At 44.7% G+C, this 15,192-nt stretch carries 14 protein-coding genes and 1 pseudogene; 8 read left to right on the top strand and 7 right to left on the bottom strand.

All coding sequences use genetic code 11. The annotated features are described in order from the left end of the window. Positions 1-47 precede the first annotated feature (47 nt). Complete coding sequence (locus V6668_RS22005; protein WP_338706683.1) at positions 48-401, bottom strand: DoxX family protein; 354 nt, start codon at positions 399-401, stop codon at positions 48-50. Positions 402-541: 140 nt separating this feature from the next. On the opposite strand from V6668_RS22005, the gene V6668_RS22000 reads away from it, so the two are divergent. Further along, complete coding sequence (locus V6668_RS22000; RefSeq protein ID WP_036615280.1) at positions 542-928, top strand: winged helix-turn-helix transcriptional regulator; 387 nt, start codon at positions 542-544, stop codon at positions 926-928. A gap of 21 nt (positions 929-949) precedes the next feature. Beyond that, a complete protein-coding gene (locus tag V6668_RS21995; protein WP_338706682.1) occupies positions 950-1,987 on the top strand; it encodes an FAD-dependent oxidoreductase in 1,038 nt (345 codons plus the stop codon). 158 nt (positions 1,988-2,145) lie between these two features. On the opposite strand, the gene V6668_RS21990 is transcribed toward V6668_RS21995, so the two are convergent. Together V6668_RS21990 and V6668_RS21985 are read right to left on the bottom strand one after the other, a co-directional pair. Next, positions 2,146-2,940, bottom strand: a complete 795-nt coding sequence (locus V6668_RS21990) for an ankyrin repeat domain-containing protein (protein ID WP_338706681.1) — start codon at positions 2,938-2,940, stop codon at positions 2,146-2,148. Between the two features lie 32 nt (positions 2,941-2,972). After that, positions 2,973-3,944 (bottom strand): phosphotransferase, encoded by a 972-nt coding sequence (locus V6668_RS21985; RefSeq protein ID WP_338706680.1) that lies wholly within the window; start codon positions 3,942-3,944, stop codon positions 2,973-2,975. A gap of 222 nt (positions 3,945-4,166) precedes the next feature. Between V6668_RS21985 and V6668_RS21980 the strand changes: the two genes are divergently transcribed. Then, the gene (locus V6668_RS21980; RefSeq protein WP_338706679.1) at positions 4,167-6,131 is read left to right on the top strand and encodes an AraC family transcriptional regulator; all 1,965 of its coding nucleotides are present in this window, start codon (positions 4,167-4,169) and stop codon (positions 6,129-6,131) included. Positions 6,132-6,199: 68 nt separating this feature from the next. After that, positions 6,200-6,787 carry an imm11 family protein gene (locus V6668_RS21975; protein WP_101314974.1) on the top strand — a complete coding sequence of 196 codons (588 nt, stop codon included), beginning with the start codon at positions 6,200-6,202 and terminating at the stop codon, positions 6,785-6,787. A gap of 59 nt (positions 6,788-6,846) precedes the next feature. Here V6668_RS21975 and V6668_RS21970 read toward each other — a convergent pair. Beyond that, positions 6,847-6,987, bottom strand: a pseudogene (locus V6668_RS21970) (sulfurtransferase); the annotation flags it as partial. A 295-nt stretch (positions 6,988-7,282) separates the two neighbouring features. Between V6668_RS21970 and V6668_RS21965 the strand changes: the two are divergent. Next, positions 7,283-8,842: an acetamidase/formamidase family protein gene (locus tag V6668_RS21965; protein WP_338706678.1), complete on the top strand. Its 1,560-nt coding sequence runs from the start codon at positions 7,283-7,285 to the stop codon at positions 8,840-8,842. Between the two features lie 209 nt (positions 8,843-9,051). Here the strand turns inward: V6668_RS21965 and V6668_RS21960 are convergent, their stop codons facing one another. Further along, entirely contained in the window at positions 9,052-9,906 is an 855-nt protein-coding gene (locus tag V6668_RS21960; protein WP_338706677.1) for a sulfurtransferase, read from the bottom strand. Positions 9,907-9,969: 63 nt separating this feature from the next. Then, positions 9,970-10,914 (bottom strand): DMT family transporter, encoded by a 945-nt coding sequence (locus V6668_RS21955; protein ID WP_076318813.1) that lies wholly within the window; start codon positions 10,912-10,914, stop codon positions 9,970-9,972. Positions 10,915-11,142: 228 nt separating this feature from the next. On the opposite strand from V6668_RS21955, the gene V6668_RS21950 reads away from it, so the two are divergent. From V6668_RS21950 to V6668_RS21940, 3 genes are all read left to right on the top strand, one after another. Then, positions 11,143-12,045 carry a polysaccharide deacetylase family protein gene (locus tag V6668_RS21950; RefSeq protein ID WP_256721299.1) on the top strand — a complete coding sequence of 301 codons (903 nt, stop codon included), beginning with the start codon at positions 11,143-11,145 and terminating at the stop codon, positions 12,043-12,045. 37 nt (positions 12,046-12,082) lie between these two features. Continuing rightward, complete coding sequence (locus V6668_RS21945) at positions 12,083-12,736, top strand: YkyA family protein (RefSeq protein WP_338706675.1); 654 nt, start codon at positions 12,083-12,085, stop codon at positions 12,734-12,736. A gap of 142 nt (positions 12,737-12,878) precedes the next feature. Then, positions 12,879-13,769 (top strand): hypothetical protein, encoded by an 891-nt coding sequence (locus V6668_RS21940; RefSeq protein ID WP_338706673.1) that lies wholly within the window; start codon positions 12,879-12,881, stop codon positions 13,767-13,769. Positions 13,770-13,980: 211 nt separating this feature from the next. On the opposite strand, the gene V6668_RS21935 is transcribed toward V6668_RS21940, so the two are convergent. Then, positions 13,981-15,153, bottom strand: a complete 1,173-nt coding sequence (locus V6668_RS21935) for a mannitol-1-phosphate 5-dehydrogenase (protein WP_338706672.1) — start codon at positions 15,151-15,153, stop codon at positions 13,981-13,983. Between the last annotated feature and the right edge of the window lie 39 nt (positions 15,154-15,192).

The raw sequence follows: 15,192 nt of genomic DNA, 5'->3' as shown, positions 1-15,192 counted from the left end.
CGAAACATGGGGTTCGTATTGCACAGCGCATCGGTGCCCCGTTTCCTTTATAGTCTTCCAAAGGCTATGATCAATGCCAGAACTATAAAGAAGATATTAACGCCGAGCTCCCGGTACTCTTTACGCCGAATATGAAACAGCATCCCGAACAGGGTGACCGTAGCCAAAGCGATTGCCGCGATCGGCGTAAGCACCGGAGTGATGTTCAGTGCCCAAGGCAAAACAAGGCCCAGCGCTCCTAGTAGCTCCGCGATACCGATCCAAATAACTAGACTTTTTGGCACATCATTGACCCAGGCCCAGGTCTTTTTTGACGACTCGATACGAATGGTTTTCATCCATCCTGAATATATGAAACCTAGCGCCAATATAAGTTGTACGATCCATAACGTTACATTCATCTTTTCTTATCCCCTCACTTGCTCGATTTTAATATCTGCCTCTATACTAAAGTGAGAAGGCCCAATCTGGAAGTAGGCACTTAAACCTAACCAGGTAACCAAAAGTATACCCGGGTATGGTCAGAAAGTGAGGAATAAGAATGACGGTATATTGCAAATTCGGAACGGCCTTGGATATCCTTACGGGTAAATGGAAATCTTTGATTCTTCTACGACTGCTGAGCAACGGTACAATGCGGTTCAGCGAATTACAAAAAGCCATTCCAGATATTTCGAAAAAGATGCTGACCCAGCAGTTAAAAGAACTTGAGTATCACGATATTGTGCATCGCGAAGTATATGCTCAAATTCCGCCTAAGGTCGAATACTCGATTACGGAGTACGGACAGCTCATGAAACCTGTGCTCCAGACAATGAGCGACTGGGGAGCCGGCCATATGCAGCATATGGAGAAGCTGTACAGCGAAGAAGACGAAAAAGGAGCACACCAATCCGAACCACGGAGAATCGATTCCTTGGGGGGATAGGGTGACAAGGGAGAGTTAGTTTTGAATAAACAAAAAATTGTGATCATTGGTGCAGGGATTGTTGGGGCGTGTATGGCCTATCATCTAGCCAAACGAAATCAAGATGTAACTGTTATTGAACGCCACTCAGCCGCGGCGCGTGAAGTCACGGAAAAATCATTTGCCTGGATACATACGACGCATAGAGTGGCTCCTGAATACTGGCATTTGTACGATGCAGCTGTGGAAGAATATCACACACTTCAGCAAGAGTTGTCCGAACTGAAAATTCATTGGAATGGCGCGCTAACTTGGGACACTCCGCCTCTAAGGGAGCAACACTTTCAAAAATTAAACCGGGAGCAGCTTGAGGCATTGGAGCCCAATCTGAAGGAATATCCGGATGAAGCCATGTTTGTCAGCGAAGAAGGTGCGGTGGACCCTATAGCGGTAACGGAGCTGTTGTTGAGCAAAGCGCAAGAGTACGGAGCAAAGATTCAGTTCGACACCAACGTTACACAGCTGAAGCAAGAGGGTTCCCATCTGGTTGGTGTTCATACATCCAAGGGTTTTGTGGAGTCAGATGTTGTGGTATTGGCTGCAGGAACAGGTACACCCGAACTTTGTAACCCGTTAGGTTGTCACGTGCCGGTAACTTCGTCACCTTCAATTCTGATTCGGATGAAAACTGCTAATAAACGGATACACACATTAATCTCCAATGAGCAATTTGAAGCGCGTCAACTGACAGATTATACGCTACTGGCTGCGGAAGACTATATTGACGAGTCGGAGGCAAATGGACCACAGGCGGTCGGTAAGCGAGCTTACGACACATTGCGTCGCAGTCTCAAGCACGGTAATCAACTGGAACTGGAGAGTATAAAAGTTGGATGGAGACCCATGCCTGAAGACGGTTATCCGATTGTGGGCTTCCATGATCACATGAATGGACTTTATCTGACGCTAATGCATTCTGCAATTACGCTGGCGCCGCTGATTGCGAATCTGGCTGCAAGTGAAATTATTGATGGCAAATCAAGAAATGAATTAGACCCTTGTCGCCTCTCACGGTTTTAGAATCACCACACAACGAAAAGGACATCGCTCAAGTGGCGATGTCCTTTTCGTTGTGTATATTTGTTGGAGTCTTCTACACTTCCCCAGTGGCCACCGGATTCTCCTCATAACTATATTCGCAGCCGCTGGCGATTGGCAATTCTATGCTAGCCATTCATCTACCTGTGAATCTCGCTAGCGGATTTGGCACCTTGACTTTCAAGCCACGGGATCAGTTCAGCTGAAAAATTGCGTTTTGCTGTGTCTAGTGGAGTCATTCCATCCCAGCTGGCAATCCAGTTCAGTTCGGCGCCTTGGTCAAGCAGGCATTCGGCTGTTTCTCTTTGACCTCCATGGCAAGCACACCTGAAGGCAACGGTTACTGCATCGGGAGGAGAAGGGGAGGTGCTTGTTCCCCAAGGATAACGTTCCGGGAGTTTGGATCCTTTAAAATGTTCTTGTATGGCGTGAATATCTCCAAGGGCGGCGGCATGCCAAAGGGCAAAGATCGCGCCGCGCTCAACCAGGCGCCGTGCTGCATCCCATTGTGCAAAAGCAATAGCATCGTCCAGCGGCGTGCCACCGGCGATCACCGCGCCAGGCGCTTCAATGTCTGAGCCAGCATCAAGAAGGGCATCAAGCACTTGAACATCATTGGAGCTTGCAGCCCAATGCAAAGGTGTCTCGATGTTTGGACCGACAAAAGGAGCGTTCGCTTCCGCACCAAACTTGGTCAATACTCGCACGGCATCGGCTCCATTAGGGAAGTGCCCCGGCCAATCCGTCACCACGTGCAGCAGCGTTCGAGAGATACTAGAGTCTGCATCTACGTTGTCAGGCTTTCTTTCCAATATTCTTATCTTTGCCAATCCCGGATTCTCTGCCAGCAGTTGCTCTAACGTTGGAATATCTCCAGTGTGAATGGCTTGAATAACGCTCACTGCAAGTTTTTCATCTTCGTGAATAAACTCCATGCTCAAATCTCCTTCCAGGCTTATATCCATATTCATGAAAGCATTTGAACTGCACATCTGGCATGATACTCTGCAAGCCCTTTAGCGAATTGCTGATCGGGGAATTGTCTGTGAAGCAGTTTCAGTCCTCCTGATATCAAGGACAAATGATGGCAAAATCGATAAAATGTCATCCGCTCCGGGTCGAGATCGTTATTTTTTAAGTAATGATAAAAGTCTCCAAATCGAAACTCCAGAAAGCTATGCTCATGTTCGAGATCGAAGAATCCTGCGCCCTCAATATCAATAAGGCATGGTTGCATAGCATGATCTATCCATATATGATCTGGACCTAACTCTCCATGAATGAAACTATAGAGATCTCTGGGTTGAATTGCTGCTTCCAATTCGCAAAGTTTCTCAAGCAACCTTTCGTCATTTTTCCTTATATCTGTCATGTGTTTGGATGCATAGGATAAGGCTGTTTCGGCATCCAACCGTTGAACTTGGTAGCAAGGCCCAGCTTTTTTACTGTTATCGTTGGCGTTTCCATAAACGTTTCTTTGGATGTTATGCATATTAGACAACATATCCCTGATCCGTTGAAACAACTCATCCCGATCTTTGTGATTTCTATGCTGGAAATACGCTTCGGCTTTCTGTCCATCCACATACTCAACAAGAGCAAAATCATAAGAGTGCCGGTCTCTATCGTTATTTAGATCATACAAGATTGGTGTTCGAATTCCATGTTGAGCGAGAAAGCGAGTATTCAAAGAGAAAAGTTCGCTGCCATAGGAACTGTGGAAAGTGGGTTCATTCAAGATCTCTTCCTGAAAATAGTTGCTGGAAATATCCCAAACGTACAGCATACAAGTGAAACCATTCGTGCAGTCAATTTTGTAAATGACTTTTTGTGCGCCTCCATGTATTCTTGCGATCTGCGTTATGAGGTAACTGGCACCAAATACATTGTGCACATAATCCTGTAATTCTTCATGAGTAAGATGGTTGTTGGACATCATCGACTTAAGCTCCGTTTCAACTGTATTTTGCCGGCCAGCAACCTAAATATATAGAATATTTTCCCAAAAATATAGACTGTTTCTTTTCGATCTGTTAAAGTGTTGATTAAGGTCTGTATATTCATATGTATATTAAAGAAAGGGGTCGGGTACTCACGTTAGTGGGTGATCCGGCCCCTATTTTGCATGCAAGTTGACTCTCTGTTGACTAATATATGACCAATGATTTTAAGGAGCTGGGAAGCCATCTTACATTTCAATGAACATCTTTTAATATGGAACAAGGCATCTATTAAAATAATGGATATTCGCCATATAACTATGCAAAGGAAGGAGGGACTTCACTCCTATCGATTCCCTGCGAGCTGTTTCTTATACACGGTGCGTGGCAATGCTGTTATACGGTTGGATGGAAAAGATCATCAGGTCTCACGATTCCATGTTTTGCATGGTGGGAAGGGCTGTTGCCTGAACATTTTGCCTGTTGAAGAGTTCCTTGAATATTATATGATTTATTACAAAGCCATCATTCCGCTACCTGAGCGTCAGGATATTTTGGCTTTGATGGAGCACCGTAATCCCTTCAAGCTTCAATACTGCTTTGCACCTGATCAGCCTGTTTCCTTGTTAAGCAAAGTACAATACATGATGACAGCTTGGGAAGAGCAAGAGGCACTGGAACAGTTCCGTGTAAAGTCATTATTTTATCAATTTGTATACGAGTTGTTATGGCAGATCCACAATGGGCGCGTGCCAACAATAAAGCCAGACCTGGTTGCACAAATGAAATATTATATGCAGGAACATTACGCTGAACCCATCACAATGGACTTGTTAGCAGAGCTTATGGATAGCAGTTCACGTCACTTATCAAGGCTATTCAAACGCCAGACTGGTTATAGTCCGATTGATTTTGTCATTCAAATCCGGATGAACAAAGCGAAGGAACTGCTGCTTGCTACAGATGCTACTTTACAGGAAATTGCCAAGGCTGTTGGTTATCCGGATGGTTATTATCTTGCTAAAATATTTAAGAAATATATGGGGATTGCACCTATTCGTTATCGAAAGCAGCATGAAAGTCCTAATGTACCATCGACTGTGGCACGATTAGGCATTGTACAGGATCTAACTTCCTTATATATTGATAATGATTATCATAATCATCATATATTTGAGGAGGAATTATTGATGTACAGAAGTAGAAAGACACCCTTGGCTATCACATTATTACTTTGTTTAACCCTATTGCTTAGTGCTTGTTCAAATGGTGGGGCAGGAAGTCCTGCAGCCAATGAAGGTTCTCAGAAGCCAACGAATCAGGTAGCGGCCAACAACGCTAACCATACAGATACACAATCTCAAATGAAGACCGTAACCACCTTAAAAGGGGATATTGAAGTACCGGTTAATCCACAACGAGTAGTTGTCCTGTATTTAATGGGTGATTTGCTTGCTTTAGGCGTAAATCCTGTGGGGATCTCTTCTGTAGAAGAAGGAGCGGCTTTTGCGAGTGAACTGGAAGGTGCCACCTCATTAGGAGCATTTAATCCGGACCCGGAAGCAGTAACTGCGCTTAATCCCGATCTCATTATTGTTACCAATGAAGAAATATATGAAGGACTTAAAATGATTGCCCCTACAGTATATATTCCTTATGACCTGCCAGTAGAAGAACGTATGAATTTGCTTGGAGAAATTCTGGGTAAAGAGGGACAAGCTCAGGAAATGTTAGATAACCTTCACAAAAAGGTTGAGCAAAGCAAGGAAAAACTTGAACAAGCAGGTATCTTGGATAAAACCGTCACAATTATGGAAAGTAACAAAGGTTCCATGGCTGTAATGACAGGCTTGGGTTATGGCCGGGGGTCGCAGATTATTTATCAGTATTTAGGGATGAAAGCACCTGAAGTCTTGCAACGTGAAATTGAAAATGCAAGAAGCGATGCAACAAGCAAGGACGTTTCTTATGAAGTATTACCTGAATATGTGGGTGATTATATATTCCGTTCTTCCTTTGAAGGAATGGTTGATCTGTCAGACAATTCAATTTGGAATAACATCCCCGCAGTCAAAGAAGGACGTCTGATTGATATGAGCTTTGGTTTATTTTTCTACAACGATATTTATTCGTTAGACAAACAGCTTGATTTTATTGTGGATAACTTGCTTAAAACCGCGGAGTAATTGGAGGGGCCGCTTAACCTGTATAATTGATTGAAAGGAACTTTATTTGGAAAGGAGACATCATTCTTTTGAACTATTATTTTCTGGAATCTCAATATCCACGTAGAGGGTTTATTAGTGGCGGAACAACTTTCACTCCCCAATTAGATATGAATTATTTGGCGATAGAGAATCCGTTGCCTGAGGGGACAACGGCAGAGGTTGAGCTACTGTCTACGGTACGCAACCTGAACGTAGATTATTTTGAGACGATCACAGGAACGAGACACGTATCAGATCGTTTTAAAACGCTGTTGGAGGAAACGAAAACAAATACACAGTTTATTCCGACAACGGTGTGTTACCACGACGGTCGTGCGGTTGAAAAAACCTATTGGACTGCACATCAGCTCGATCGTTTGGATGTTTTTGATTATGAACGTTCGGAATATGGGCGCAAAGCGGTCATTGCTGCATCTGTACAACAACCTCCACGTAAGATCGTCAAAGTTGTATCTCGAATCTGCCTTCATGAAGAGCGAATTGGCAAGCATGAATTTTTTATGCTGGATTATATAAATATCTTCAAACCCATTGTTTCAAAAGATTTTTACGAAGTATGCCGAAAACATAAGCTGAATCTAAACGTTACAGAAGTCGGAGATGTAAGCACCTAAAATGTATGGATATAATGGAAGCACAAAGAAGCCCACGCAAAACGTGGGCTCTTTAGTCTTTATTTTTCCCCGGTAGCCACCGGGTTCTCCTCATAACTAATCCAGTAACTCCAGCTTCCGGAATACAACTTCACATTTGAGTATCCCGCTTTTTCCAGTGCAATCACGTGCGGACAGGTGATTAAGCCTGAACCGGAGTGCAGTAGTATTCCTGCGGCGGGTTCAGAAACATGAAATACATACATAATTTTCCTAAAACTTATTTCATTTGTTCAAATCGCTGAAGAAGGATCATTAAGTTTACTAAATGTATTTAAGTTTTATATGACTTATAAATGTTAAGTGTACTTACATATCATTTATATTTATAAGTTTTTTCTTGATATGCAGCTCGTTAATGTTATGTTTGTTAACGAAAAATATTGTTGTAAATGTATTTATATGTTAGTGTTTATTTGTGTCAGAAAATATTACATAATACAGAGGGGGAGCGTAATGTTTATTAACCGAACGATTAGGAGATTTGGAGTTTCAGTAGGGATTATAGGTATGCTTACATTTGCTCTACCTTCAGTGGGTTTTAGTATGCCACTGCAACCAACAACTATCGATAAGGTAGAAGGTGATTATTATGTAACGTCTGCGATTGAGAACATTCGCTGGGGATCACTGCCTAATCGAGACAGCTCTCCGATTCTTACTGTGCCATCAGGAAGTGCTGTAACATTTGATACGGTATCGCATGAGGGATTGATAGAAGATCAAGGGAGAAATCCAGTGGAGTACTTCGGCAAATTCGGTATCTCACCCGATGGAGTGTTGGATGATGCGAAGGCAATTGCGGCTTCTGCGATTAAGCATGATTATGTAAAAGACGGACCTCATATTATCACTGGGCCAGTAGCGGTTGAGGGAGCGGAGCCAGGAGATGTTCTTAAAGTAGAAGTCCTTTCGCTGCAAACTCGAGTTCCATATGGTGTCATTTCTAACCGCCATGGTAAAGGTGCCCTTCCTAACGAATTTCCAGAAAATACAGGCCCACAAGAGGGAGCTAGCGCAACAAAACCAGAATTATATAATAATGTATCTATATTTACGCCTATTGAAGAAATCAACGGCAATTGGTATGGAGTATTACCAACAAAAGCTGGCAAAAATGTACGTTTCCCAATTAACCCGTTTCTAGGTGTTATGGGGGTTGCACCAAATACCAGTGAAGTTGTGAGTTCTATCCCACCTATTGAAACAGGAGGCAATATGGATATTAATGAGTTGGGTGTTGGTGCAACTATTTATTATCCGATTCAAGTTAAAGGTGGGCTATTCTATACTGGAGATCCACACTTTGCTCAAGGAGATGGAGAAGTAGCGTTAACTGCATTGGAAGCTTCCTTAAGGGGGACAGTTCGGTTAACGGTGTTAAAGAAAGGTGATCCATCACTACCACATAGTGGAGAATTCACGCAACCCTTTGCTGAAACAGAGGATTATTGGATTCCAATTGGACTGGACCCTGATTTGGATGAAGCAATGAAAGAATCAGTACGTGAATCGATTCAATTCTTATCTGATAAGCTTGATATGGATAGAAGTGTAGCTTATGCGTACCTATCGGCCGCAACGGATTATGAAGTATCTCAGGTCGTAGACCGAACAAAAGGGGTTCATGGACTCATTCGAAAGACCGATTTCCTTGAATATGTTGACGTTGCAATGAACGTAGGTGGTACGTTAATCAAACCGGTTGTTCATAACGATGAGTTCTACGTACCGATTCGAACCATTTCGGAGCTATTGGGCGGCACAGTAGAATGGGATCATAAGACGCGTACAACGCAAATCAAATTAGGCACGAAAAATATAAGTGCTCAAATTGGTTCAGATGTGTATTCAATTAACGATAAACTAGTATTCAATAGTAACGTACCAAAGCTTTTAAATGGCGAAACCGTAGTTCCGGTTTCTGTTATTAATGAAATACTAGGTGCTTATGTCAACTGGACGACGATCGACAAGACGTTAACAGCTAATGTATCGTTAAGTAAAAAGCAATAATAGATTTCATTATTCAACCGTGGTGGACAGATGTCCATCACGGTTTTTTGTTATCATGAATCAAAAAAAGCTGCCACGTAATGTCTACTTCTGTATGCTTGTAAATACTTACTGGGTTGTGTTGTTGACTCGATGTTGGCTCCAAACATAGAAAAATACACCGCTGGGGCAGATAAGCCACCTGGCGATGTATTCAAATCGATATACTGCTATACGTCTTTGTCCGCTTCCGCATTACCAGTAGCCACCGGATTTTCTTCATAACTAATCCAGTCGCTCCAGCTTCCGGAATACAATTTCACATTCGAGAATCCCGCTTCTTCCAGTGCAATCACGTTTGGGCAGGCTGATACGCCGGAGCCACAATACACGATAATCGCACCATCCTTGTCCAGCTTACTGAAACGCTCTTCTAACACCCCAGTATCTGTCCAACGTCCATCCCAATCCAACACATCTTTCCAAAAATAATTCACTGCACCCGGAATATGTCCGGCCTTGGCATCGATCGGTTCCTCCAGACCTGCATAGCGGCGAGCATCACGGGAGTCAATTAGCATGGCACTGCCACTTGCCGAAGCCTGCTGAACATCTTCAACACTTGCCAGCATGGCTGGCTGCACATTCACCTCAAAGGAAGATGGGATCTGAACCGGTACATCCGTAGTCACCGGGAATTTGGCGTTTTTCCAAGCGGAGAAACCTTCGTCCATGATATACACTTGTTCATGACCGATATAGCGAAGCAGCCACCATAGCCGAGATGCATTCATCCCGCCTTGATCGTCATAAGCAACAATACGACTATTGGAGCCGATGCCAGCTTTGGAGAGACGACTTGCGAGCACAGCCGGATCAGGAAGCGGGTGACGTCCTCCGTGCGCAGACACAGGAGAAGACAGATCTTTTTCCAAATCGAGATAGACAGCTCCTGGAATATGTCCAGCTTCATAGGCTTGTCTTCCAGTCTCCGGCTGACCGAGCAAGAATCGGCAATCTGCAATAACTACATCCGGTTCATACATTCTGGCGAGCAGCCAGCGCATGGATACAATATTTTTCATCAAAATACACCGCCTTATGAGAGTAGTAGAGTCGTTTATTACTATGCATTAAGAAAAAATACGTTATACCGTGGTAGGTTCAACAGGCCCTTTGCCAGCGATAGGAGCATCAGCAGGAATGGGTTGAGGTTTGGTTTTGCCATATCGAATGAAAATCCATACCCCGAATATAATGACAACCCCGGCAGACATCTGTAATGCACTGAGGGATTCGCCGAGCAGCATCCAGGCCAGTAATGAAGAGAATACGGGTTCCCCAAGTACGCCCATGGATACCGTCGTGGCATTCATATATTGAAGCAGCCAGTTGAAGAGATAATGTCCAAAGATCGTTGGCACAATGGCGAGCAGCAGGAAGATTCCCCACTCTGACGCAGCGTAACCTCCGAACGGATGGCCCATGATCAGATTATATACCGCCAGCGTGCAAGCAGCCACGAAGAACACCCAGAAGTTATACGAAAATGCACTAAGCCCCGCACGCAAAAATTGACCCAGCAGCATATGAACGGCGACTGCGATTGTGCCAAGTAAAGACAGGACATCACCTTGCAGGGCAGTACCTGCCAACTGGAAATCTCCTGCGCCAATGACGATTGATCCAAGCAGGGCGATGCCCATGCCGATGATCATCATGCGGTTAATTTTGGCTTTGAACAGCCATACCGAACCGGCAAGAATCAGTATAGGCTCCAGCGCGAGAATAACTGTGGAACTGGCAACACTGGTGAGCCGCAGCGAACCCATCCAGAGCAGGAAATGAAGGGCCAGCATCACACCGGATGCAAGCAGCAAGCCCCACTGCCGTAAGCTCAGACGCATCATCTCATGTCTGTATTTCCAGACAAAAGGCAACATTAGCAGATTGGTCAGAAATAGACGGTACATGGCAATGACCGCAACATCTGCGGTAGACCAGCGTACAAAGATCGAAGAGAAAGAAATGGCGATAATGCCGACAAAGAATAACAGATAGATGGATCTGCCGGCACGGTTCAAGCTTGTCATGGGTGTAGCTCCTTCTTGAAGTCTGATAGCGTAAATCACTTCATTATACAGGAGAAGACAACCGCAGGAAAGATAAAGAGAACGAAGAGATAAGTAGATTGTAACCGGGCTTGTAACTATTCTGTCATTCTCCCGATCCATTTTTCTATTAATCTTCTATATAGAGACATGAAACGAGATAATATACCAATAATCGGGAAAAAATGAAAGTAAGGAAGTGGCATGACAGTGAGAGTTCAACAAGAGAGAGCGGGAGAGCGTGGCAGTATTCCGCCTAGCACAAGTCGCACGAAAACACATAAACGAAGAAAAATCCGGTATGGAAGGGTAATCATAGCTCTAATGCTCTTGGTACTGTTCGTTACCGGTATTACATATGTATTCTTTGGCATGACGCATTGGATCAAAAGCGTTGTGGCGCCGCCTCCGATTACTGTAATCGAACAGCCGGCCAAGCTCGGCATGATACAAGTTACTCCGGATGCGAAGGAGGAGCCGGCACGGTTCCAGGGCCAGGTTCGCAAATTGGCATACATAACGTTTGATGATGGGCCAACTGAATATACAGAACAACTGCTGGATATATTGAAGCAGCATGAGGCGAAGGCTACCTTTTTTATGATCGGACGTCAGTTGAATCAGCATCCAGAAGCAGTGAAACGGCTGTTGAAAGAAGGCAGTTATCCTGGACTCCACAGCATGACGCATAACTATAAAAAGCTGTATAAGAGCGGCAGTTCTGCAAATTTTGTGAAAGAATTCAAGAAGGAGCAGAAGATGGTGCAGGACCTGATTGGTTTTACGCCTCATCTGATTCGTGCACCTTATGGCAGCAGTCCACAGATCGGTGAAAAGTTCAGAGGGGACATTGCTGCGGCCGGGTTCAAACTGTGGGACTGGACGACAGATTCACTCGATTGGAATCTTCCCGGTCAGCCGGACAAGATTGTGGCCCGGGTGAGCAAAAGTGTACATCGGGATAAGGAAGTGATTCTGATGCATGAGCGGGAGCAGACGGTTCAGGCTTTACCACGCATTCTGAAGTTACTCGAAGATCGGGGTTACGAGTTCGAAGTATACGATCCGGATGCACACTGGGTAGCCAATTTTAGCGGAGATACCCGCTTGTAATATAACAACAAGATGATGCAAGAGAGGAAGGACTTTGGTGCTAACGAGTAAAAAAGTGGCGCTTGCGGCAGTTAGTGTATTGCTAATTCTGCTGGTGAGTGGTTGTGGAGATCCGCAGGAGCCTGCGGCAAATCAGATAAACCAATTGGTGCTCAGCGGTCAGGAGATCGATCAGAGTTTGAAGACGCTGACCAGTCATGAGCAGGAAGATATGAAGTTATACAAGTCTATTTTAGACAAAGGCAAGAACAAAAACAGTGATCTCGAAGCACTGCTGGATCAGGCAGCAGATCATATCCATGAACGAAGAACGTTGTTGAAACAGGCGGAAGAGGCCATGGAACAGACCAACGAGAAGACGGTGGCCTTGCGCAGTTCCCTTAAGGAGCTATCATTTGAAAAAGAAGAAACGTTGGCACAGGCAGAAAAGGTGCTGAATCAATATGAAGCTAGAGCACGTGCATTGGAAAATTTTGTTGCCTCGTATCAGCTGAGTCTGAGTGCCGATGAGCAGTTGTATGATCTGATGAGAGAAAGTGCAGAACCTAATCTGGTTAAGATTAAGCGAGCCATTCGGGTACGGAATAGCGAATATGCGAAGCTTGCTGAATTCCGAAAGCAATTTAACCTCCAGACCAAAGCGTTTAACGGAGCCAATGCCAAACTGGTACAGATGGATCAGGCCAGCTGAGCAGAGGATCTGAGCAACGATTCAGATATTTTGCATGATTGAGCTGCCTGTCTCCCGTGTAAGTACTAGTATACAGCCAAGCCAATGGATGAGAAGCAACATGGACAAGCATCATTGCGTATAAGCTAACGGAGGTGTTCATATGCGAAAAGGAAATACAATGAAAGTCAGTGCATCACTCCTGGTTTTACTTATGGGATTCTCGCTTGTGGCTTGTGGGAACAGTAATCCTGCTGCACAGCCAACAGTGAATAATACGGAAGAACAGTCACCAGCACCGGAGCAACAACCAAATGAAAGTGCTGCAATAGAAGCAGAAGGTATTCTGACTGGATGGGCTGATCCGCATACCGTTGAGATTCGAGTGAATGAGAAGCCGATGTCATTCCAGGTGAGCGAAGATATGCAAAAGTCTCTGGATGATATCGATGACGAAGATTCCGTTCGTTTCAAATATGTAGAGAAAACGATTGATGCAACAACGAAACAGTTGGTACTTACAGAGATTGCAAAGATTGAATCGAGTGATGACAATAACGGTTCCAATGCAGGCGGTACAGTAACGTCCGATCGTCCGAAGACATCGGAGCTGGAAGTGACGGTAGAAGGAATAACCGAGAAACGTCCAGTGAAATTGGCACAAGCGAAAGGTTATTCACTTTATGTGTTTGAACCGATGGCTTTTGACGCTGAAGACCATGAATTAACAATGAAGATTGATCCGGATTATGAGGTAGAGATTGAGAAGCTGCCGGCGAATTACAATCTGGATACGTTGAAGATGGATGCCAAGGAAGAGTTGTCCGAGACCGGAGAAGTGAAGCAGTTAACGGCTGAACAACTCAGCAACGGCCCGATGAAGGATGCAAGATTATACATGATGTCCCAGAATGATAAGAAAACAGAGTACTTTATTGTCAAAGAACTGGACGGCAATGGTTTCATTTTCCACATCCAAGCGCCTATTGGTGAACCTTCGGAAGGTTTCCTGCCCATGGCATATGCATCCCTCAATTCCATTATGAATGAGTAGAAAATTAAATTAAAAAGATTCCCTAAACAGCGTGTTTCCTTGAGAGAGGAGATGCGCTGTTTTATTAACGTTACTACAATATAGATAGATGTACCGTGCCGTGCATAGACAAATAGCCGGAAGGAGCGATGCTGCTGCATAGGTTCCTCCCGGCTTCTTGGCCGTGCTTCTATTCAGTTTGCAGGATCGAACCCATGCCCTGATCCGTTACTCAGGTTAGTATGGTCGATTCCTTGCGCCCTCTGAGTTCCTGATAACGGGCGATTACATTCTGATGAACGGGATGTTCGTCGGGAATTCCCATGCGTTCACGGATGAAGGCGGAGACGCCATCTTCGCGAATCATGTGTTGTAGCTTCATGGCTTCCTCGTCGCGTTTGTCATTAAACAGCATTGCGGCCGCCATAGCAGAAGTTAAATGAGGAATTTCAATTCCGAATTCACTGGCCTGCAGCGCTGGGCGAACAAGCCGATCATGAGGCGAAAGCTTGCGAAGGGGGGAACGTCCGACCCTGGTGACCTGATCCGTCAGGTTGGGATTGGCGAAGCGTTCCAGTATGGTGTCGATATATTTGTTATGCTTCTGAGCGTTGAATCCGTGCTTCTGGATAAGCATCTGACCGGTCTCTTCCATAACATGGCGCACTTTGGCTCGAAGGGTGGAATTACTCATCACCTGGCGGATCGTCTTGAATCCTTCGAGATAGCCGAAGTATGCGGCGACACAATGGCCTGTATTGACCGTAAACATTTTACGCTCGATATAAGGTTCAAGCGAATCCACATAGTGGACGCCATCTATTTTCTTAAATCCATCCAGAAGTGCTGGACGATGAACGACCCATTCGTAAAAAGGTTCAACAGTGACCTGCAGCGGGTCTTTGTGGTTTTGAGCCGGAACAATCCGGTCCACAGCTGCATTGGGGAAAGAAACATAACGTTCGGCTTTTTTGCGAGTTTGTTCATCCAAAAATGGATAAATGCGTTTCTTCAGCCTGGTGCTACCACCGATGGCATTTTCGCAAGCGATAATATGCAGTGGAGCCTGATTATCGTTTTTCATGCGAAGTTGAATGCCTTTGGCGATCGGTTCGGCGATATCTCCGAGTGCAGATACACCCACCGCGGTTGTGATCACATCGGCTGAAGCGATCTCTTCAGCAACGAGATTCTGCTCATTCACATTGATAGCCGTCACGTTGTTGACAATCGTAGTGTCCTGATCTCTATTGGCAAGTGTAATCGGATATTCCTGTCTCTCTTGAAGCATGGAGATTTTCTTCGGGTTACGTGCGACAAAGCAGACTTCGTAGTCGGAAGCGGACAACATATGACCGATAAAACCGCGGCCTATATTGCCCGCACCAAAATGTACAGCTTTCATGTGTGAACTCCCCCTTTAAGGATTAAATCGCGAAATTCG

This window comes from Paenibacillus amylolyticus (assembly GCF_036894225.1).
GTDB lineage: Bacteria > Bacillota > Bacilli > Paenibacillales > Paenibacillaceae > Paenibacillus > Paenibacillus amylolyticus.
Note: the sequence above shows the minus strand (reverse complement) of the source record. Positions and strands in the feature narration are given on the sequence as shown.